The following is a 19669-nucleotide window of genomic DNA, read 5'->3' as shown; positions in this document are numbered from 1 at the left end:
AGACTTCGACACGGCCAAGCTTTTTAGCGAAAAATACCGGCTAAAAGCTTGACCGTGAACAGAGTATCTACGCAAGCTGTCGATCAGAACTTCAGCGGTACGCGACCCGAGTTCGAGTTCAGCGCGCCGCTGTTCTGACGCTCGACTGCCTTTGGCTTGTACGCGCAATACCCAGGGCGCGGGCCGATCTTCGGGTGGTTGCGGCAGGTGTCCGGGCGCTTTTCATAGATGGTACACAGGCGGCTCTTGCGATCCAGATACAGGCAATCGTTGTTGCTCATGCGCTGCAAGGTGAAGATCCCGGACTTCTGGTTGAAGCGCTCGACGATCCCTTCTTTCTGCAGGCGCTTGGCGATGTTCTTGGCGGGCTCGTCTTTCTCGAACTCGTCAACGATGCCGATGCGGATCAGATCCTTGATCTTCACTTCTACCGGCAAGGTGCAGCAGCTGGAAATGCAGCCACCGCACATATGGCTGGAGTACTTGGCCCAGGTATCGAGACGGTCGATCTCTGCGGCTGCGATCAAGGTGGATTTCATTTCGGTTCAGGCTTCCGGGTGTATCGGGCGCGCGATCATACCGGGGCTTGCGGGTTTAGCGTAGGCAAAAATGAGTGAAGCGACTGCCGGTGTCACCTTCAAGGGTTTGTGGGAGGGGCCTTGGCCGCGACGGCATTTACACGATCCGCGAGTTTGCCAGGTTCTCGATCTGCTCCTGCCGTTCGGCCTGGCTCAATTTTGCGCCGGGGTTGAGCGATGACCATTGCGGATGTGCCCGTGCCTTGTGCACGGCATCGGGAAGTTTACCTTCGCGCCAGGCCTTGTCCTGAGGCTCGCTCACTTCGATGCTGTCCATGGCTGCATGGCCCCTCACGTCCAGCGCCTGTAACAGGTGTTGTTGTCGGAGCGCGAGCAGTCGCAGCACTGCATCGTCTACGGTCAGTTCCCGTTGCCCCTTGAGTTTGCCTAGCAATCGTCCGCCATAACTGCGGGCAGTTTGCAGTGCTCCCCCCGCAATGGCACCGACCAGTGCCGCGGCCCCCAGAGTGATGCCGCCGACCAGCAGATCGACGCCGGCTCCGGCCGCAGCACCTGCCGCCACGCCGCCGCCGACACGTACGCCCACTTGCTTGAGGGTTTCAGGGTTGAACAGATCATCACCCCAGCGGCCATCCAGTAGCGGCAAGTCGGCCGCCGAGGCGTCCTGGGTGCGAAAGGCATACAGCTTGAGCAGCGCTTCGACGCAACGCTGCTCGCGTTGGCGAATGGCTTTGCGCAGTTCTTCGATAGCCTTCTGTTCCTGCTGCGCATCGGTGTTCACGCTGCGCCGACAGGCTGCGCAATCAATCAGCATCTCTGCAATCAGCCGCGCCGCGCTGTGCCGTCGGGCCTTGCGCTGGGCCTGTTGGTCCTCGATCAGGCGCTCCAGTTGCGGGCGAGCGCTTTCCATCATCAAGGCCAGACTTTCATAGAGCCGGCGCTCGCCATCTTCCGGTGGTGCCACGCTGTCGAAACGCACCAGCGCATGCAGGCCAAGACGCGAAAGCGCCTCACGCCAGTCCGGCTCACGCTGTTGCGGGCTGCTGACGAAATTCAATACCGGCAGCAAGGGTTTTCCACAGCTTGCCAGTACCGCCAGCTCATCACGGTATTTGGACAGGATCGGTTCTCGGGCATCGATCACGTACAGGCCTGCGTCCGAGTCGAGCAACTGACGCAATACCTTGGCCTCCTGCTCGAAGCGCTGGCGTGCCTCGCTGCTCTCCAGAAAACGCGCCAGTCGGGCAGGGCCGTCCAGGCGTTCGCCAGGCCGGTCCAGGCGTTCCAGATAGTCGAGCAGGGCAATCGCGTCTTCCAGGCCGGGCGTGTCGTAGAGCTCAAGCAGCGCCTGACCTTCGACCGAAAGGCGCGCACCTTCTACATGACGTGTGGTGCTGGGGCGATGGGAGACTTCACCGAAACCGATATCCCGAGTCAGGGTGCGCAGCAGTGAGGTCTTGCCGACATTGGTATGGCCGACGACGGCCAGCTTGAGTGCGCGGGGCTCAGTCATTGCCTGTCTCCAGCCAGTTCACCAGCGAACCCTCGCTCCACGTCAGCTCCAGTTGTTGCAGGGCAGCGTGCCAGTCATTGAGGCGTTGTGGATCAAGTGTCTGACCGGCTGGTGCGGGTAATAGCCAGATACGAGTCAGGCCGGCGTATCTGGCCAGTTCGGCAATCAATGCCAGGCTGCCGCGATCCGGCGAGCGGCGCGGATCGCATGCAATGAGCAGTCGTGCCGGTGGGTAGTGAGTCAGTTGCTCCAGCAGCTTCTGCCGGGATTCGCGGCTGTCGAGCACACCTGCATCGGCTACGCCCGTCGGCAGTTGTGGAAGCCATGGGTATTGATCGTCCAGCTCGATGGCGACCAGCAAGGCGCCTTCACTGTTGGCAGTACCCGCGTTGGGTTGTATCCGATGCAACTGCGGCGGCGCGGCATCGTTGACGCCCAGACGCTCGCTGCTGGGCATCAGGCGTTCGCGTAACTGTTGGTAGCCGGGCAACTCCAGATCCAGCTTCAGAGTTGCGCGCCCACGCTTCCAGCGCCACAGGCAGAACAGCGCCAGAATCAGGCGTGGCACGATGCCGAAGACCAGCAGGATGCCCACTAGCCAGGAAGCCCAGGCCTGTCGGGCATTTTCCAGGCTCAGTACGCCATTGCCGCTGGCGCGAATCATCAGCTCATCGGGCGTGCTGAAACCCAGCATGGCCGGAATGATGCCCAGTGTCTGCGTCAGGCTGACGAAGGTTTCGCTGCCCAGAATGGTGGTTTCCCAGACAAAGCCGTAGCGCCGCGTCGCCATCAGCATCAACAGCATGACCATGGCGCTGAGCAAGGCAACCAGCCACAGGCTGTTGACCAGCAAGCCAAGCGCCCAGCGATTGAGACGTTGACGTTGCAGCAGCACAATCAGCGCAGGAGCCAGTTGGGCGGCCTGTGCGTCGCGAGCGAGTTTTTCGCTGGCCCACAGCCAGAGCCGGCCCAGGCCCGAACTGCTGCGCCCGGTGAATATCAGTCCCAGCGCCCAACTGATCAGCAGCACCAGATTCAGCCCGAGCAGACTGCCCAATGCCCAGAACACATTGACCGGTGCCTGTCCGTTGCCCATGGCTGCAAAGGCCAGGCCCGCGCCGCTGAAAACCGCGATGACAGCCAGTGCAATCAAAGCCAGGCGAGCGCCTTGCTTCCAGTGATGCAGGGCGTTGACCATGCCATCACGTTCAGCCAGCCACAGTGCGCGCAGCCTGATCCGGCTGCTCAGGTCACCCTCGGCGGCGCGGGCGCGGCGGTTGGCTTCCTGGTCCTCAAGAAGGCCTGCCTGTTCTTCTCGCAGGCGTACAGCTTCGGTCAGCCAAAGGGTGTCGAGTGGGGTCAGAGCAATCACACAGCGTCTCTTCAATAAAATCTGCACAAAGCATAACCGTTGCGGTGAAGCTTAGGGCCTATGCGGTGTCTATGAGTTCCGTTGCTCTGCTATTCTCGCGCCCATGAAAAAACATCTCCCTCTCAGCCTGATTGCCGCCCTCGGTGAAAACCGGGTGATCGGCGTCGACAATTCCATGCCCTGGCATTTGCCGGGGGATTTCAAGTATTTCAAGGCCACGACCCTTGGCAAGCCGATCATCATGGGTCGCAAGACCTGGGATTCCCTGGGGCGGCCACTGCCCGGTCGCCTGAATCTGGTGGTCAGTCGTCAGGCTGATCTGCAGCTTGAAGGCGCTGAAGTCTTTGCTTCCCTGGAAGCCGCCGTGGTGCGCGCCGAGCAATGGGCGCAGGAGCAGGGCGTCGATGAAGTGATGCTGATTGGCGGCGCGCAGCTTTATGCGCAAGGCCTGCCTGATGCCGACCGTCTCTACCTCACTCGCGTGGCGCTGAACCCTGAAGGCGATGCCTGGTTTCCTGAGTTCGATGCGGCCGAGTGGGCGCTGGTCTCCGAAAATCCGATCCCGGCGCAGGATGAAAAGCCAGCCTACAGTTTTGAGGTCTGGGAGCGGCGCTAAGCCGTGTTCGCGGGTGATTCGTTCCTGTGCGACTGGAATGAATCGCTCGTGACGAGCGCGTAACTGTCACAAAAATGTCGCAATCAAATATCCCTGTCGCGAACCATTGCGTACATGACGCCGTCAGAACACGCGGGGTCGTTCACACAAGAAAATCGTAACACCACTTTGCTACGGTCGGCCCTATACATTTATCGGGGGAAACCATAGATGAAGTTCGCACCCAAAATACTCGCCGCCGCTCTGTGCCTGGGTCTTGCCAGCCAGGCCTTCGCCACTGATCTGAAACACTGGCCGGAGCCTGCTGCCAAGGCGCTGGACACCATGATCGCTGCCAACGCCAACAAGGGTAATTACGCAGTCTTTGACATGGACAACACCAGCTATCGCTTCGACCTCGAAGAGTCGCTGCTGCCGTACATGGAAAACAAGGGGCTGATCACCCGCGAGAAGCTGGACCCGTCTCTTAAGCTGATTCCCTTCAAGGACACCGCCGAACACAAGGAAAGCCTGTTCAGTTACTACTACCGCCTCTGCGAACTGGATGACATGGTCTGCTATCCATGGGTGGCGCAAGTGTTCTCCGGCTTCACCCTCGCTGAGCTGAAAGGTTACGTCGACGAACTGATGGCATCGGGCAAGCCGATCCCGGCGACTTATTACGACGGCGATGTGGTCAAGAAGCTCGACGTCGAGCCTCCACGAATCTTTACCGGCCAGAAAGAGCTGTTCAACAAGCTGATGGAAAACGGCATTGAGGTCTATGTCATGACCGCTGCTTCCGAAGAGCTGGTGCGCATGGTCGCTTCCGATCCCAAGTATGGCTACAACGTCAAACCGCAGAATGTCATTGGCGTGACCATGTTGCTCAAGGACCGGAAAACCGGCGAGCTGACCACTGCCCGCAAGCAGATCACTGCTGGCAAATACGACGAGAAGAGCAACCTTGGTCTTGAGCTGACGCCTTATCTATGGACACCGGCTACCTGGATGGCAGGCAAGCAAGCGGCAATCCTGACGTACATCGACCAATGGAAGAAACCGGTCCTGGTGGCTGGCGATACGCCAACCAGCGACGGCTACATGCTGTTCCATGGCGTGGACGTCAATAAAGGCGGCGTACACCTGTGGATCAACCGCAAGGACAAGTACATGAAGCAGATGGAAGGCATGATCAAGAGCAACGCCGAAGCTCAGGCCAGGGAAGGGTTGCCAGTGACTGCCGACAAGAACTGGGTGATCGTCAAGCCGGAAGAGATTCAGTAAGGGGAAGCGTAGCTATAAGCTGCAAGCCATAAGCCGCAAGCTTTTGACTTGCAGCTTTTGACTTGTAGCTTGCAGCTTTTATGGCACCAACTTGTCCAGCAGTGCCTTGTCACGTACAGCGCCTTTGTCGGCGCTGGTGGCCAGCAGGGCGTAGGCCTTGAGGGCGGTGGTCACTTTGCGTGGGCGCACTTCCACAGGCTTCCAGCCTTTCTTGTCCTGTTCCGCACGACGCGCAGTCAGCTCTTCATCGCTGACCAGCAGGTTGATCGAGCGGTTCGGGATGTCGATCAGCACTTTGTCGCCATCGCGTACCAGGCCGATTGCGCCGCCTGCAGCCGCTTCCGGTGAAGCGTGGCCGATGGAGAGGCCCGAGGTGCCACCCGAGAAACGACCATCGGTCAGCAGGGCGCAGTCTTTGCCCAGGCCTTTGGATTTCAGGTATGACGTCGGGTACAGCATTTCCTGCATGCCCGGGCCGCCTTTCGGGCCTTCGTAACGGATGATCACGATGTCGCCCGCTTTCACTTCGTCGGCGAGGATGCCGCGCACAGCGCTGTCCTGGCTCTCGAAGATCTTGGCGTTGCCTTCGAAGACATGGATCGACTCGTCCACGCCTGCGGTTTTTACCACGCAGCCATCCAGCGCGATGTTGCCGTACAGCACGGCCAGACCGCCTTCCTGGGAGTAGGCATGCTCGACACTGCGGATGCAGCCGTTTTCACGGTCGTCGTCCAGGCTCGGCCAGCGGGTCGACTGGCTGAAAGCCGTTTGCGTCGGGATGCCCGCGGGGCCTGCCTTGAAGAAGGTATGCACGGCTTCGTCGTCAGTCTGGGTGATGTCCCATTTGGCGATGCCTTCTGCCAGGGTCTTGCTGTGTACGGTCGGCAGATCGGTATGCAGCAGGCCGCCACGGGCCAGCGAGCCCAGAATGCTGAAGATGCCGCCTGCGCGGTGTACATCTTCCATGTGGTACTTCTGGATGTTCGGCGCCACTTTGCACAGTTGCGGAACGTTGCGCGACAGGCGGTCGATATCGCGCAGATCGAAATCGATTTCGGCTTCCTGGGCGGCGGCCAGCAAATGCAGGATGGTGTTGGTGGAACCGCCCATGGCGATGTCCAGCGTCATGGCGTTTTCGAACGCCTTGAAGTTGGCGATATTGCGCGGCAGAACCGACTCATCGTTGTTGCCGTAATACTGCTTGCACAGCTCGACGATGGTGCGGCCAGCGGTCAGGAACAGTTGCTCGCGGTCGCTGTGGGTTGCCAGTGTCGAGCCGTTACCCGGCAATGCCAGGCCCAGCGCTTCGGTCAGGCAGTTCATCGAGTTGGCAGTGAACATACCCGAGCATGAACCGCATGTCGGACAGGCGCTGCGCTCGTACTCGGCGACTTTTTCGTCGCTGGCGGTGGAGTCGGCCGCGATGACCATGGCATCGACCAGGTCCAGGCCGTGGCTGGCCAGTTTGGTCTTGCCGGCTTCCATCGGGCCGCCGGACACGAAGATCACCGGGATATTGAGGCGCAACGACGCCATCAGCATGCCAGGGGTGATCTTGTCGCAGTTGGAGATACAGACGATGGCGTCGGCGCAGTGGGCGTTGACCATGTATTCCACGGAGTCGGCGATGATCTCGCGGCTCGGCAGCGAATACAGCATGCCGTCGTGACCCATGGCGATACCGTCATCCACGGCGATGGTATTGAATTCCTTCGCCACGCCGCCTGCGCGTTCCACTTCCCGGGCGACCAGTTGGCCCATGTCCTTGAGGTGGACATGCCCTGGTACGAACTGGGTGAACGAGTTGGCGATGGCGATGATCGGTTTCTTGAAATCTTCGTCCTTCATGCCCGTGGCGCGCCACAAGGCACGTGCGCCGGCCATGTTGCGGCCGTGGGTGGACGTTTTCGAGCGGTAATCAGGCATTGGAGCACTCCGGCAAAACAGGCTAATCAGTAAGGGGAGTGAGCTTCTATTGACGCTACACGCAAACGGCAGTGACCGGACGCAGCGAAGAAACCGAACACCACGGGATCACCGTGCACTCGGCCTGAGCTCATAAACCCGCCGGGGGATGACTGGCGATGAATAGCGTCGATTCTACACGGGTCGACGGGCTTGCGGACACATCCTGAACAGCTAATCGGGGTGGGATGTTTAGAGACTTCACTAATCTGCTTTGTACTCATCAGGGACGAGGTGTGGTGTGTCTATCGTCAATCATGGAGCTGATTTGCGAAAAGGGCGGTATTCAGAAACCGGACGTATTTATTTGCTGACATCCGTCGTTCATGAGCGTCGTCAAATATTCGATGACTGGCGAGCAGGGCGCTTGCTAGTGGATGAGTTCCGAAAGGCTCAGCAAGAGGGAAGAGCGCATTCGCTGGCTTGGGTTGTAATGCCAGACCACTTTCATTGGCTGGTCGAGTTGCAGTCAGGCAGTCTGGGGCTATTGATGCGTCGTGTGAAATCGGGAAGTTCCCGGGCACTTATGGCGACAGGTCGCGTTCAGCCGCGTATATGGCAGAAGGGCTATCACGACAGGGCGGTCAGGCGTGAGGAGGATTTGCAGAGTATTGCGAGGTATATCGTAGCCAATCCGTTGAGGGCTGGATTGGTAGGCAAGATTGGAGATTATCCGCTGTGGGATGCGGTGTGGCTGTGACAAAACACAGATCAATGTAGGGGATCACCCGCCGCCTTGGCGCCGCGCTGTCGCGCAGCAAACAGAGGATGGTGTAGGAGCGTGCTTGCCCGCGATCGAGTGCGAAGCGCTCGCAAATTTACGACTGCTACGCAGCCGGTCGCGGGCAAGCGCGCTCCTACTTTTTACTGCCCGCGTTAGCTATTAGGCAACAACCGGCAGGTGATGCTCTTGATGTAGCGGGTTTCGGCGATTGCCGGGTGTACCGGATGATCCGGGCCCTGGCTGCCGCGTTCCAGCAGCTGGATGTTGCGGTCCAGGTGGCGGGCGCTGGTCAGGAGGATGTTTTGCAGGTCGTCTTCTGGCAGGTGCATCGAGCATGAGGCGCTGACCAGGATGCCGTCCTTGCTGAGCAGGCGCATGGCCTGTTCGTTCAGGCGACGGTAGGCGCCTTCGCCGTTCTTCAGGTCTTTCTTGCGCTTGATGAAGGCGGGCGGGTCGGCCACGATCACGTCGAAGCGTTCTTCACCGGCTTTCAGCTCTTTAAGGGCTTCAAACACGTCGCCTTCGATGCAAGTGATCTTTTCGGCGAAGCCGTTCAGGGCAGCGTTGCGCTCCACGCCGTCCAGGGCAAAGCCCGAGGCGTCGACGCAGGTGACTTCGCTGGCGCCAAAAGCACCCGCCTGGATGCCCCAGCCGCCGATGTAGCTGTACAGGTCGAGTACGCGCTTGCCTTTGACGTAAGGGGCCAGACGGGCGCGGTTCATGCGGTGGTCGTAGAACCAGCCGGTTTTCTGGCCCTGCATGACAGGGGCCTCGAACTTCACGCCGTTCTCTTCCAGTGCAACCCATTCCGGCACTGCGCCATATACGGTTTCGACATAGCGGTTCAGGCCTTCGGCGTCACGGGCAGCCGAGTCGTTCTTGAACAGAATGCCGCTAGGCTTGAGCACCTGCACCAGGGCGGCGATCACGTCTTCCTTGTGGTGCTCCATGGTGGCCGAGGCCAACTGCACCACGAGGATGTCGTTGAAACGATCGACCACCAGACCCGGCAGCAAGTCCGAATCACCGTAGACCAGGCGATAGAAGGGCTTGTCGAACAGGCGATCGCGCAGGGACAGTGCCACGTTCAGGCGATGAACCAGCAGCGATTTGTCCAGCGGCAGTTTGATGTCCCGTGACAGCAGGCGGGCGCAGATCAGGTTGTTGGGGCTCATGGCGACGATGCCCAGTGGCTTGCCGCCGGCGGCTTCGAGCAACGCCTGGTCACCTGCTGCAAAACCGTGCAGTGGGGTGGCGGCTACATCGATTTCATTGCTGTAGACCCACAAGTGGCCGGCGCGCAGGCGACGGTCGGCGTTGGCTTTGAGGCGCAGGCTAGGCAGGGACATGACGTCGCTCCGGAAAAAAGAGCGGGATTATAGCCTGTGATTGGATTATTGGAGGGGCATCCCGTCAATTAACCTCATCAATCGAGGCAAATGATGAAACTTGGCTAAAGTCATAGCCTTCTGCCCACGAGCGGGTGGACCGATTCTCATTAAGCGGGCAGAATCCTGATATGGCCTTGAGTAAATTTCTATGTCCGAAGAGTTGACCCCCGAGCAGATACAGCAAGCCCTTCAGGGTATCAGCGTACCTCCGCAGCCTCAGATCATGGTGGATCTGCAGATGGAGCAGTACATGCCTGATCCTGATCTGGCGGTGATTGCGCGGTTGATTTCCCAGGACCCTGGGCTTTCCGGCGCATTGCTCAAGATCGTCAACTCTCCGCATTACGGTCTGTCCAACAAGATCGCCTCGATCCAGAAAGCCGTGAATCTGCTGGGCAGCCGCACCGTCATCAACCTGATCAACGCGCAGTCGATCAAGGGCGAGATGAGCGACGAAACCATCGTGACGCTCAATCGTTTCTGGGACAGTGCCCAGGACGTGGCAATCACCAGTCTGACCCTGGCCAAGCGAATCGGCTCGCAAACCGTGGACGAATCCTACGCACTGGGTCTGTTCCATGACTGCGGGATTCCGCTGATGCTCAAGCGCTTTCCGGATTATATGCCGGTGCTGGAAGAGTCTTATGCCAAGGCCGGTCCCGATTGCCGGATCGTGGATACCGAAAACAGCAGGTTCGACACCAATCATGCCGTTGTCGGCTATTTCACTGCCAAGTCCTGGCGTTTGCCGGAACATGTCTGCAATGCTATCGCCAACCATCACAATGCCCTGGCGATCTTCGAGGATGATACGAGCCGCAATGCCGCACTCAAGAATCTCCTGGCTCCCCTGAAAATGGCCGAGCATATCTGTGAGTCCTGCCGAGTGCTGGGCAATCAGGACGAAGACCACGAGTGGAACAGCATCGGTCATCTGGTGCTGGATTATGTCGGCTTGTCCGAGTATGACTTCGAATACCTCAAGGAAAGCATTCGTGAGCTGGGCGCCAACTGATCCTGCCCGCTGCCGGTTTTCCTCTTTTGCATCACCGAGTTATCCATGCCTGAATTACCTGAAGTCGAAACCACGCGCCGTGGCATTGCTCCCCATCTGGAAGGGCAGCGTGTCAGCCGCGTGATCGTGCGGGACCGGCGTTTGCGCTGGCCCATCCCCGAAGACCTCGATGTACGCCTTTCCGGGCAGCGGATCGTGGAAGTCGGCCGACGGGCCAAATACCTGCTGATCCAGGCCGAAGTCGGAACGCTCATCAGTCATCTGGGGATGTCGGGTAATCTGCGTCTGGTCGAAGCTGGCCTGCCTGCGCTCAAGCATGAGCATGTGGATATCGAGCTGGAGTCCGGTATGGCGTTGCGCTACACCGATCCGCGCCGTTTCGGTGCCATGCTCTGGAGCCTTGAGCCCCACAGCCACGAGCTTCTGGTTCGACTGGGGCCGGAGCCGTTGACGGATCTGTTCGACGGTGAGCGCCTTTACGAGCGCTCCCGAGGCAAGTCCATCGCGGTTAAGCCTTTCATCATGGATAACGCGGTGGTGGTCGGCGTGGGCAATATTTATGCGACCGAAGCGCTGTTTGCTGCCGGTATCGACCCGCGACGCGAGGCCAAGGGTATTTCCCGTGCGCGCTATCTGAAGCTGGCCGTCGAGATCAAGCGCATCCTGGCCTACGCCATCGAACGCGGCGGCACGACCTTGCGCGACTTCATCGGTGGCGACGGCAAGCCTGGCTATTTCCAGCAGGAGCTTTTTGTCTACGGCCGTGGCGAGCAGCCCTGCAAGGTGTGCGGCACGACCTTGCGTGAGGTCAAGCTGGGGCAGCGGGCAAGCGTTTACTGCCCTAAATGCCAGACCTGATCCTCAATACTTGAAATACTGCGCCGCTTGCTTAAGCCCCAGTGCTGTTTATAGTTATCAGCACTCCAACCTGCGACACCTGAAGGACCAAGCCATGCGCCCGTTTCGTATTATCGCCGCCACCCTGACCCTGCTCGTCGGGTTACAGGCTTTACCTGCCGTGGCTGCCGACCTGCCGCCAGGCAGTGGTGATCCGGTCTACAGCATCCAGACCCCGCCCGCTTTTGCCATGGTCGGCGACCTGATCATTGCTCGCCCATTGCTGATTGCCGCGACCATCGTCGGTGCGGGGCTGTTCGTGATTGCTGCACCTTTCGCAGCCGCGGGCGGCAACCTGGGCGCAACGGGCAAGGCGCTGGTGGTCGATCCGGGCAAGGCGGCATTCGTCAGGTGCCTGGGCTGCACCGGCGATGGATATGGCAAGCAGGAATGATGCAGAGCGCTTGTGTCACCAGCCTTTGAAGACTATGCCTTGCCGGTGATGAGGCGATATTTGGTCATCAGCTCGTCTTTGCTTTCGACACGATTTTCGTCCAGCGGAATGCAATCCACAGGGCAGACCTGCTGGCATTGAGGCTCGTCGTAATGACCGACGCATTCGGTACACAGGTTCGGGTTGATCACGTAGATCTCCTCACCCTGTGAAATGGCCTCGTTCGGGCACTCGGGTTCGCAGACGTCGCAGTTGATGCAATCGTCAGTGATGATAAGGGACATGAAACACTCCAGCCGCGGGGTGTACCGGGGCGTATGAAAACCAATGCGGCGAATTGTGCCGCATTAGCGCCTTCGATGCACCTCGACGTTACGAGCGTTTGAAGCGATCGGTCAGTGCCTGGGCCACGGCCGGGTGCACGAACTTGTTGATATCACCGCCCAGCGCAGCGATTTCACGGACCAGCGTCGAAGAAATGAACGAATAACGTTCCGACGGAGTGAGAAACAGACTCTCGACGTCCGGTGCCAGTTGTCGGTTCATGTTGGCCAGCTGGAATTCATACTCGAAATCCGAAACCGCCCGCAGGCCGCGCAGAAATACGTTGGCGTTCTGCTCCTTGGCGAACTGGGCAAGCAAGGTCGAAAAGCCTACGACTTCGACGTTGGGCAGGTGTTTGGTGACTTCTCGTGCCAGCTCTACACGCTGCTCCAGAGGGAACAGCGGGTTTTTCTTCGGGCTGGCAGCAACGGCAATGACCACTTGGTCGAACAGGCGCGAGGCGCGTTCGACCAGATCGCCGTGGCCCTTGGTGATAGGGTCGAAGGTTCCTGGGTACAACACTCGGTTCATCGCGTCGTCCTGGTCGGAGTCCGGTTGGGGACTCGGATGTTATCGCAGCCGCCCCGGTGGGCCAAGTCGAGGTGTAGCCAGTGAGGCTTTATTGTGCCGATTATCGGCGATTTTTTATCAGGCTGATGGCATCTCAATGGCCATCAGCAGGGCTCTATTCAGCGCAAGAACACCTTGTAGACCAGTCTCTGAATGGCTTTACCGTACGGCGGGTAAATTAAACGCGCCGCGTTGAAGCGTTGCTTGATAAACACGCTTTTGGCCTGGCTGAAGGTCAGAAAACCTTCCCGGCCATGATACTGGCCCATACCTGAAGGGCCGACGCCCCCGAAGGGCAAGTCGTCCTGAGCCGCATGCATCAGCGTATCGTTCAGACAGACGCCGCCGGAATGAGTCTGCTCCAGCACTTTTTGCTGCTCGGCCTTGTTGTAGCCGAAGTAGTAGAGCGCCAGCGGACGAGGGCGCTGATTGATATAGGCAAAGGCTTCATCGAGATCCCTGTAGGGCACGATAGGCAGCAGCGGCCCGAAAATCTCATCCTGCATGACCAGCATGTCATCGCTGACGTTGAGCAAGAGACTGAACGGCATGCGCTGCGCCTGTCCCTGATCGTACAAGGCGATTACCTCAGCGCCTTTGCTGGTGGCGTCTTCCAGGTAGTGATTCAGTCGCGCCAATTGTCGCTGATTGATGATTGCCGTGTAATCCGGGTTGTCAGCCAGTGTCGGGTAAAAGCCCAGGACCGCTTGCCTGTAGGCTTCGACGAAACCCTGCACCCGATCCTGCGGTACCAGTACGTAATCCGGTGCGATGCAGGTCTGCCCGGCATTCAAGGTCTTGCCGAATGCAATGCGCTCGGCGGCGTCCTTGAGCGGGACATCTGCGGACACAATCACGGGAGACTTGCCGCCGAGTTCCAGCGTGACCGGCGTCAGGTTTTCCGCTGCAGCACGCATCACATGCTTGCCGATGCTGGTCGCGCCGGTAAACAGAAGGTGATCGAACGGCAGTCTGGAGAAGGCCATGCCCACATCGGCTTCGCCCAGCACCACAGCGATCAGGTCTTCGGGAAAGATCCGGGCGAACAGGCGCTTGAGCAGGTCACCCGTCGCAGGTGTGGATTCGCTGAGCTTGAGCATCACCCGATTGCCGGCGGCCAGTGCGCCAATCAGCGGGCCGATGGCCAGGAACAGCGGGTAGTTCCAGGGCACGATAACCCCGACCACGCCCAAAGGCTGATACACCACTTTGGCCGAGGCAGGTTGAAAGGCCAGGCCTACATGGCGGCGCGAGGGTTTCATCCAGTGCTTGAGTCGTTTGCGCGCATCCCGGATGCCCAGCAGGCTTGGCAGCAACTCGGCCAGCAGGGTTTCGTCGGCGCTGCGGTGGCTGAAGTCGTTGCTGATGGCGTCGATCAATGCCTGACGGTGGTCGCTGATCAGTTCACCCAGGCTTTTGAGCCACTGCGAGCGTTGTGCTGCCGAGGGCATCGGGTTGGCTGCGAACGCCTGGCGCTGTAGAGCGAACGTGTGTTCCAGTTCGCTGGAAAAAGACGGGGCGTCAGGCATGTGGGGCGTTCCTTGCTGGATTTTTCGAGTGTTTTAGAGCTATTGCTCTATAAAGTCAAATGGCCTGTGTCCCCCTTGTCCCTGAGGTTTCACGCACATCACTGCATCTATGCCGACCGCTTGCGCTACCATTCCCTATCAACATACCCGAGGGATCGAGCTGAGTATGGCTCCACGTATCAAAACCCGTGAACGTATCGTGCAGGTCAGTCTGGAGCTGTTCAATCAGCAGGGTGAGCGTAGCGTAAGCACCAATCACATTGCCGCTCACATGGAAATTTCTCCGGGTAATCTCTACTACCACTTCCCCAACAAGCAGGCGATCATCGCCTCGCTGTTCAACGAGTATGAAGCGTTGGTGGATGGTTTTCTGTTTCCTCCCAAGGGGCGGCAGCTGACGGTTGAAGACAAGCGTAACTACTTGCTGGCGATACTCGACGGCATGTGGCGTTATCGGTTCCTGCACCGCGACCTTGAGCACCTGCTGGCTTGCGACCCGGAAATGGCGACCCGCTATCGGCGTTTTTCTCAGCGCTCCCTGACCCAGGCCATGGCGATTTACAGTGCTTTCGTCGAGGCTGGTGTCCTGAACATGGACAAGGCGCAGCTTGAATCGCTGACCCTCAATACCTGGATCATCCTAACCTCCTGGGTGCGTTTCCTGTGCACCACACGTGAACATTCCACGCACTTGAACGAAGATGCCATTCGACGCGGCGTCTATCAGGTGCTTATGCTGGAGTATGGCTACATCAGCGCCGAAGCCCGTGATGAGTTCAGTGTCTTGTGTGAGGCTTTCTACACGCCTCTGCCCAAGGTGCTTGGGGAAGGCGGCTGAGAGCAATCAATATTCGGTTTTCTGCTTACAGGAGTGAGTCATGTCCATCGCGCAACTGATCAGCCCTCAGCAATTGGCGGCCCGCCAGCGAGAGCCCGGGCTGGTTATTCTCGATTGCCGCTTTGCCCTGGAAGATCCCGATTACGGGCAGCGCAGTTACGCTCAGGGTCATATCGATCGTGCGTCTTTCGCGGATCTGGAGCGTGACCTCAGTGGTCCTGTCACCAAGGGCAAGACCGGACGCCATCCCTTGCCGGACCCTGAAGCGCTGTTGCGTCGCTTTCAAGCCTGGGGCATCAACCCGGACAGCGAAATCGTGCTCTATGACGACGGCCCCGGCGCCTTTGCGGCCCGTGCCTGGTGGTTGCTGGCGTGGCTGGGCAAGCGCGATGGCGTATATCTGCTCGATGGCGGCCTGAAGGCCTGGCATGCGGCGAGCCTGCCACTGAGCCTGGATGCGCCGGGCAACAAACCCGGTACGTTCACCGGCGAGCCCGATATGTCCCTGGTGCTCAATGCCAGCCGTTTGCAGGGCCGTCTCGGGCGGCCTGAACTGACCCTGATCGATGCGCGCGCTGAAGCCCGTTTTCGGGGTGAGGTGGAGCCCATTGATCCGGTTGCCGGGCATATTCCGGGTGCGCAGTGCGTCGCCTTCAATGAAAACCTGGGACCTGACGGACGCTTTCTGCCAGCCGATCAGCTCAGGCAGCGCTTTGCCGAGACGCTACAGGATCGCTCGCCGAAGGATCTGGTCGCCTACTGCGGTTCAGGTGTGACGGCCTGTCATAACCTCTTTGCCCTGTGTCTGGCGGGTTATCCACTGGGTACGCTGTATGCCGGGTCTTGGAGCGAGTGGATTACCGATCCGGCCCGTGAGGTTGCGACAGGGGCATGACCCTGTCGCCAGCAAGCTGCCTCTCACAAGAGGTTTCTATCGTGGGGTTCATCCGCGAACAGCCTTGTCGCGCTCATACGCCATGCTCAGCCACAGCGGAATACGCCGCTCCAGATAATAACCGGGGTTTTTCAGCGAACCATCGACAAACCCCACATGGCCGCCCTTGGCCTGCAACTCGAACTCCGTGCAGTCTGAAAGCTCGTCGGGTTCGGGCAGGCTGTGGATAAAGACGAAAGGATCGTCCGCGGCCTGGATGATCAGTGTCGGTGTACGAATCTGGCCCAGAAAATACCGGCTCGACGCCCGGCGATAATAGTCTTCGGCATTGGCAAAACCATGCAGGGGCGCCGTTACACGGCCATCGAAATCCCAGAACGTGCGCATATTCTCCAGCGAGCCCAGGGCGGCCAGCTCTGCCAGCCCTTCGCTCATCCCTTCATGCTGGAAGCGGCGTTGCTTGTCCCGGATATAAGCCAGCATTTCGCGCATGAAGTGCCGTTGATAGACCTTGGAAAAGCCTTGGCCGATACGGTTGGCGCATTCATCCAGCCGAAAGGGCACCGATACCGCCACAGCACCCAGCAAGCCACTTTCTGAACCTGATTCGCCCAGATGCTTGAGCAGAACGTTGCCGCCCAGTGAATAACCCACGGCATAAAGCGGCGCCAGAGGGCGCAAGGCTCGCAGGTGGGCAATGACTTCAGCCAGGTCTTCGCTGGCGCCGGAGTGGTAACTGCGCGACAACAGATTCGGCTCACCGGAACAGCCGCGCCAGTTCAGCGCCACGCTGGCCCAGCCTTGGGAAGCCATTGCCTTTTGCAGGCCTGCCACATAAGGCGAGTTCGACGAGCCGGTCAGCCCGTGCAGTACCAGCACCAGTGGCGCATCGGCCTCATGGGGGCCATGCCAGTCCATATCGAGAAAGTCCCCATCCTCCAGCCACATGCGCTCCCGCGTACGGGCAAGCAGGGTTCGTTTGCGCCACAGCGGTCCCCACAAGGTTTGCAGGTGCGGATTACCCAGGCCTGAAGCCGGGACGAAACGGTTTGCCGAGGATGTAGGCAGAGGGCTGGCTGACACGGTCTTGCTCATCAATGAATGCAGAGACGTACGTTGCCATTAAGTGATGCGAGATGTAAGAGGTTTTTGGCTGAGTGGCTTGAGAATGCGCTCCTGCAGCAGGAGCGCATTCATCTGCGAGAGGGCCGTCAGAACAGGTCGATCGGCGCCGACTCGTCTGCTGGCAACGGACTGCCCGGTACGCTGCCGCCCAGTTCGTTCACGCTTGGAGGTGTGTCTTCGCTCTTGAACAGCTCGAAGAACGCATTGGGCGTGCTCGGGGTCGCGGCTCGGCCACTGACAGGGTCGACCCGCAGGCTGAGAATGCCATCCGGTTCGGCCTGTTGATGCGGCGGCTTGTCCTTGAGGGCTGCGCTCATGTAGTCCATCCAGATCGGCAGGGCTACCGTACCGCCAAACTCGTGGCGTCCGAGGCTTTCCGGCTGGTCGAAGCCCGTCCAGACCGTTGTTACGTAATCTGCGTTATAGCCGGAGAACCACGCATCCTTGGATTCGTTGGTCGTACCGGTCTTGCCTGCGATATCCGGCCGGTTCATGGACAGTGCGCGACGCCCTGTGCCGCGCTTGATCACATCCTGCAGCATGCTGTTGAGGATGTAGGTCGTGCGGCTGTCGACAATGCGCTCTGCAACCACAGGTGCCTGTGGCTCGGTGGCGGAGGCCGGTGACGTGGTGGTCAGGCCCGGACTGTCATGGATCGCAAAGGTCGAGGTGTTGGCGGCTGCCTTGGCCTCTGTCGCCGGAACGCTGGCCGGATTGGCCAGGAACAGCGTCTGACCGTCACGGTTTTCGATCTTCTGGATCAGGTACGGGTTGACCTTGTAGCCGCCGTTGGCAAATGCACTCCAGCCGGTGGCGATTTCCATCGGCGTCAGGGTTGCGGTGCCCAGCGCCAGCGACAGGTTGCGCGGCAGGTCCTGCCTGGCGAATCCGAAGCGAGTGATGTAGTCCATGGTGGAGTCGATACCCAGGGCCTGCAGCAGACGGATCGAAACCAGATTGCGGGACTTGTAGAGAGCCTCGCGCAGCCTGATCGGGCCGAGGAAGGTATTGGTGTCGTTCTTCGGACGCCAGACCTTGTCCAGGTATTCGTCGACGAACACGATAGGCGCATCGTTCACCAGGCTCGAAGCGGTATAACCGTTGTCCAGGGCGGCACTGTAGATGAAGGGCTTGAAGCTCGAGCCCGGTTGACGCTTGGCCTGCATGGCGCGGTTGTAATTGCTCTGCTCGAAGGCAAAGCCACCGACCAGCGCACGGATGGCACCATTCTGCGGATCCAGAGAAACCAGCGCGCTCTGAGCGGCGGGAATTTGACTGAATTTCAGCGAGCCGTCTTCCTGACGCAGCAGGCGTACCAGATCACCGACATGCGCCACGTCAGCCGGTTGACGTGGATTGGCGCCAAGACTGTTGGTGTTCAGGTAAGGGCGAGCCCATTTCATGCTGCTCCACTCGACGTTTTCTTCTTTTTCGCCGTTGCGGGTCAGGACACGGATACCGTTTTTATCGACCTGCGTGACGATGGCGGGCTCTACGCCGTTGATCGTGCGCTGTTTGGTCAGTTCCTGAGCCCAGCCGGCAGGCGTCATGCCCGGGAAGCGGCTTTCCGGGCCGCGATAGCCATGGCGCTGGTCATATTCGATCAGGCCTTGCTGAACAGCCTTGTTGGCGTGCTCCTGAAGATCGCTCGGAACAGTAGTGGTGACGCGGAAACCTTCGGTATAGGCTTCGCTGCCGTAGCGACCGACCATTTCGGCGCGGGCCATTTCGGCGATGTAGGGCGCGTAGACTTCCGGCGTCGGGACGTGGTAGCTGGCGTTGAGGGGCTCGTTGAGAGCGGCCTGATAAGCGTTCTGGTCAATCTTGCCCAGGCGGTACATGCGCCCCAGGATCCAGTCGCGACGTTCCTTGGCACGGGTCGGGTTGGCCAGCGGGTTGAAGCGTGAAGGTGCTTTGGGCAGACCGGCAATCATGGCCATTTGCGCAAGGCTTACATCGCGAATCGATTTGCCATAGTAGACTTGCGCCGCAGCCTCGATGCCATAGGCACGGTTGCCCAGGTAGATCTTGTTGACGTACAGCTCGAGGATTTCATCCTTGGTCAGTTGGCGCTCGATTTGCAAGGCAAGGAGAATTTCGGTGGTTTTACGTGAAAAGCTTCTTTCGCTGGTCAGGAAAAAGTTTTTCGCGACCTGCATTGTGATGGTACTGCCGCCTGATTGAATATGGCCGCTTTTCACCAGTTGGGTGGCGGCACGCATCAGGCTGCTTGGGTCGACGCCGTAGTGATTGGCGAAGTTGTCGTCTTCGGCCGACAGCAGTGCGTTGATGAAATTGGGCGGGATTTCGGCAAAGCGAATGGGGGTGCGGCGCATCTCGCCAAACTCGGCGATCAGCTTGCCGTCGCTGCTGTAGACGCGCAGGGGAATCTGCAACTGAATGCTCTTCAGCGCTTCGACAGAGGGCAGGTTCGGGCTCAGATAGAGGAATGCACCGCTCAGCGCGAGCAGCAGGCCACAGAATACTGCTACGAGAGACCACCAGATAAACTTCAGCAGGCGTATCAAGGCTTTTGGATTTCCACAAAAAAGAATGGGTTGAGCGCAGGCATTTACAAACGAACACGCCTTGAAGCTTTGTTAAACGAAAAATCCGCCGGGCATTATAAGCATTTTTCGTCTCCAGGCGTGATTTGCGCTACTGTCAAGGCTGTTGACAATGGCACAGGCCAAAAA

The 19669-nt window shown here is 59.2% G+C and carries 18 protein-coding genes; 8 read left to right on the top strand and 10 right to left on the bottom strand.

Features of this window, described 5'->3' with window-relative positions; all coding sequences use genetic code 11:
• Positions 1 to 83: 83 nt before the first annotated feature.
• The 3 genes from K5D32_RS09870 to K5D32_RS09860 form a co-directional block, all read right to left on the bottom strand.
• Positions 84 to 539, bottom strand: a complete 456-nt coding sequence (locus K5D32_RS09870) for a YkgJ family cysteine cluster protein (protein WP_025258115.1) — start codon at positions 537 to 539, stop codon at positions 84 to 86.
• 136 nt (positions 540 to 675) lie between these two features.
• Positions 676 to 2052: a GTPase/DUF3482 domain-containing protein gene (locus tag K5D32_RS09865; protein ID WP_221600095.1), complete on the bottom strand. Its 1377-nt coding sequence runs from the start codon at positions 2050 to 2052 to the stop codon at positions 676 to 678.
• Positions 2045 to 3424 carry a DUF2868 domain-containing protein gene (locus K5D32_RS09860; protein WP_221600093.1) on the bottom strand — a complete coding sequence of 460 codons (1380 nt, stop codon included), beginning with the start codon at positions 3422 to 3424 and terminating at the stop codon, positions 2045 to 2047. The genes K5D32_RS09865 and K5D32_RS09860 overlap by 8 nt, the downstream gene beginning before the upstream one ends.
• Positions 3425 to 3527: 103 nt before the next feature.
• Between K5D32_RS09860 and K5D32_RS09855 the strand changes: the two genes are divergently transcribed.
• A complete protein-coding gene (locus K5D32_RS09855; RefSeq protein WP_221577129.1) occupies positions 3528 to 4040 on the top strand; it encodes a dihydrofolate reductase in 513 nt (170 codons plus the stop codon).
• A gap of 210 nt (positions 4041 to 4250) precedes the next feature.
• The gene (locus K5D32_RS09850; protein ID WP_221577128.1) at positions 4251 to 5306 is read left to right on the top strand and encodes a haloacid dehalogenase-like hydrolase; all 1056 of its coding nucleotides are present in this window, start codon (positions 4251 to 4253) and stop codon (positions 5304 to 5306) included.
• A 78-nt stretch (positions 5307 to 5384) separates the two neighbouring features.
• Here K5D32_RS09850 and ilvD read toward each other — a convergent pair whose 3' ends face one another.
• Complete coding sequence (ilvD, locus tag K5D32_RS09845; protein ID WP_221600091.1) at positions 5385 to 7232, bottom strand: dihydroxy-acid dehydratase; 1848 nt, start codon at positions 7230 to 7232, stop codon at positions 5385 to 5387.
• Positions 7233 to 7512: 280 nt separating this feature from the next.
• On the opposite strand from ilvD, the gene K5D32_RS09840 reads away from it, so the two are divergent.
• A complete protein-coding gene (locus K5D32_RS09840) occupies positions 7513 to 7971 on the top strand; it encodes an REP-associated tyrosine transposase (protein ID WP_221600089.1) in 459 nt (152 codons plus the stop codon).
• 176 nt (positions 7972 to 8147) lie between these two features.
• Here K5D32_RS09840 and K5D32_RS09835 read toward each other — a convergent pair whose 3' ends face one another.
• Positions 8148 to 9344, bottom strand: coding sequence for a class I SAM-dependent rRNA methyltransferase (locus K5D32_RS09835; protein WP_221600087.1), 1197 nt, complete (start codon positions 9342 to 9344; stop codon positions 8148 to 8150).
• 190 nt (positions 9345 to 9534) lie between these two features.
• On the opposite strand from K5D32_RS09835, the gene K5D32_RS09830 reads away from it, so the two are divergent.
• The 3 genes from K5D32_RS09830 (at position 9535) to K5D32_RS09820 (ending at position 11692) form a co-directional block, all read left to right on the top strand.
• Complete coding sequence (locus K5D32_RS09830; RefSeq protein WP_221577125.1) at positions 9535 to 10401, top strand: HDOD domain-containing protein; 867 nt, start codon at positions 9535 to 9537, stop codon at positions 10399 to 10401.
• Between the two features lie 45 nt (positions 10402 to 10446).
• A complete protein-coding gene (gene mutM, locus K5D32_RS09825; protein ID WP_221577124.1) occupies positions 10447 to 11259 on the top strand; it encodes a bifunctional DNA-formamidopyrimidine glycosylase/DNA-(apurinic or apyrimidinic site) lyase in 813 nt (270 codons plus the stop codon).
• 94 nt (positions 11260 to 11353) lie between these two features.
• On the top strand, positions 11354 to 11692 hold the full coding sequence (locus K5D32_RS09820) for a multidrug transporter (protein ID WP_221577123.1): 339 nt from the start codon (positions 11354 to 11356) through the stop codon (positions 11690 to 11692).
• 32 nt (positions 11693 to 11724) lie between these two features.
• Here K5D32_RS09820 and K5D32_RS09815 read toward each other — a convergent pair whose 3' ends face one another.
• The 3 genes from K5D32_RS09815 to K5D32_RS09805 form a co-directional block, all read right to left on the bottom strand.
• Positions 11725 to 11976: a YfhL family 4Fe-4S dicluster ferredoxin gene (locus K5D32_RS09815; protein ID WP_025258125.1), complete on the bottom strand. Its 252-nt coding sequence runs from the start codon at positions 11974 to 11976 to the stop codon at positions 11725 to 11727.
• Between the two features lie 88 nt (positions 11977 to 12064).
• Entirely contained in the window at positions 12065 to 12547 is a 483-nt protein-coding gene (coaD, locus tag K5D32_RS09810; protein WP_025258126.1) for a pantetheine-phosphate adenylyltransferase, read from the bottom strand.
• Positions 12548 to 12705: 158 nt separating this feature from the next.
• Positions 12706 to 14115 (bottom strand): coniferyl aldehyde dehydrogenase, encoded by a 1410-nt coding sequence (locus tag K5D32_RS09805; protein WP_221600085.1) that lies wholly within the window; start codon positions 14113 to 14115, stop codon positions 12706 to 12708.
• A gap of 166 nt (positions 14116 to 14281) precedes the next feature.
• Between K5D32_RS09805 and K5D32_RS09800 the strand changes: the two genes are divergently transcribed.
• Entirely contained in the window at positions 14282 to 14953 is a 672-nt protein-coding gene (locus K5D32_RS09800) for a TetR/AcrR family transcriptional regulator (protein ID WP_221577121.1), read from the top strand.
• 40 nt (positions 14954 to 14993) lie between these two features.
• A complete protein-coding gene (locus tag K5D32_RS09795; RefSeq protein ID WP_221577120.1) occupies positions 14994 to 15848 on the top strand; it encodes a sulfurtransferase in 855 nt (284 codons plus the stop codon).
• 48 nt (positions 15849 to 15896) lie between these two features.
• On the opposite strand, the gene K5D32_RS09790 is transcribed toward K5D32_RS09795, so the two are convergent.
• Positions 15897 to 16943, bottom strand: coding sequence for a hydrolase (locus tag K5D32_RS09790; RefSeq protein WP_221593233.1), 1047 nt, complete (start codon positions 16941 to 16943; stop codon positions 15897 to 15899).
• Between the two features lie 116 nt (positions 16944 to 17059).
• A complete protein-coding gene (locus K5D32_RS09785; protein ID WP_409339074.1) occupies positions 17060 to 19498 on the bottom strand; it encodes a penicillin-binding protein 1A in 2439 nt (812 codons plus the stop codon).
• Positions 19499 to 19669 lie beyond the last annotated feature (171 nt).

The organism is Pseudomonas cichorii (assembly GCF_019719005.1).
GTDB classification, from domain to species: domain Bacteria; phylum Pseudomonadota; class Gammaproteobacteria; order Pseudomonadales; family Pseudomonadaceae; genus Aquipseudomonas; species Aquipseudomonas cichorii_E.
The sequence above is the reverse complement of the archived record's forward strand: the minus strand, read 5'-3'. Positions and strand labels throughout refer to the sequence as shown.

Bases quoted from the DNA above. Each gene is read 5' to 3' on its own strand.
- K5D32_RS09790 (WP_221593233.1), bottom strand. From the start codon at position 16,943: ATGAGCAAGACCGTGTCAGCCAGCCCTCTGCCTACATCCTCGGCAAAC.
- ilvD (WP_221600091.1), bottom strand. From the start codon at position 7,232: ATGCCTGATTACCGCTCGAAAACGTCCACCCACGGCCGCAACATGGCC.
- K5D32_RS09835 (WP_221600087.1), bottom strand. From the start codon at position 9,344: ATGTCCCTGCCTAGCCTGCGCCTCAAAGCCAACGCCGACCGTCGCCTG.
- K5D32_RS09815 (WP_025258125.1), bottom strand. From the start codon at position 11,976: ATGTCCCTTATCATCACTGACGATTGCATCAACTGCGACGTCTGCGAA.
- coaD (WP_025258126.1), bottom strand. From the start codon at position 12,547: ATGAACCGAGTGTTGTACCCAGGAACCTTCGACCCTATCACCAAGGGC.
- K5D32_RS09850 (WP_221577128.1), top strand. From the start codon at position 4,251: ATGAAGTTCGCACCCAAAATACTCGCCGCCGCTCTGTGCCTGGGTCTT.
- K5D32_RS09855 (WP_221577129.1), top strand. From the start codon at position 3,528: ATGAAAAAACATCTCCCTCTCAGCCTGATTGCCGCCCTCGGTGAAAAC.
- K5D32_RS09820 (WP_221577123.1), top strand. From the start codon at position 11,354: ATGCGCCCGTTTCGTATTATCGCCGCCACCCTGACCCTGCTCGTCGGG.
- K5D32_RS09830 (WP_221577125.1), top strand. From the start codon at position 9,535: ATGTCCGAAGAGTTGACCCCCGAGCAGATACAGCAAGCCCTTCAGGGT.
- K5D32_RS09870 (WP_025258115.1), bottom strand. From the start codon at position 539: ATGAAATCCACCTTGATCGCAGCCGCAGAGATCGACCGTCTCGATACC.
- mutM (WP_221577124.1), top strand. From the start codon at position 10,447: ATGCCTGAATTACCTGAAGTCGAAACCACGCGCCGTGGCATTGCTCCC.
- K5D32_RS09795 (WP_221577120.1), top strand. From the start codon at position 14,994: ATGTCCATCGCGCAACTGATCAGCCCTCAGCAATTGGCGGCCCGCCAG.
- K5D32_RS09800 (WP_221577121.1), top strand. From the start codon at position 14,282: ATGGCTCCACGTATCAAAACCCGTGAACGTATCGTGCAGGTCAGTCTG.
- K5D32_RS09805 (WP_221600085.1), bottom strand. From the start codon at position 14,115: ATGCCTGACGCCCCGTCTTTTTCCAGCGAACTGGAACACACGTTCGCT.
- K5D32_RS09865 (WP_221600095.1), bottom strand. From the start codon at position 2,052: ATGACTGAGCCCCGCGCACTCAAGCTGGCCGTCGTCGGCCATACCAAT.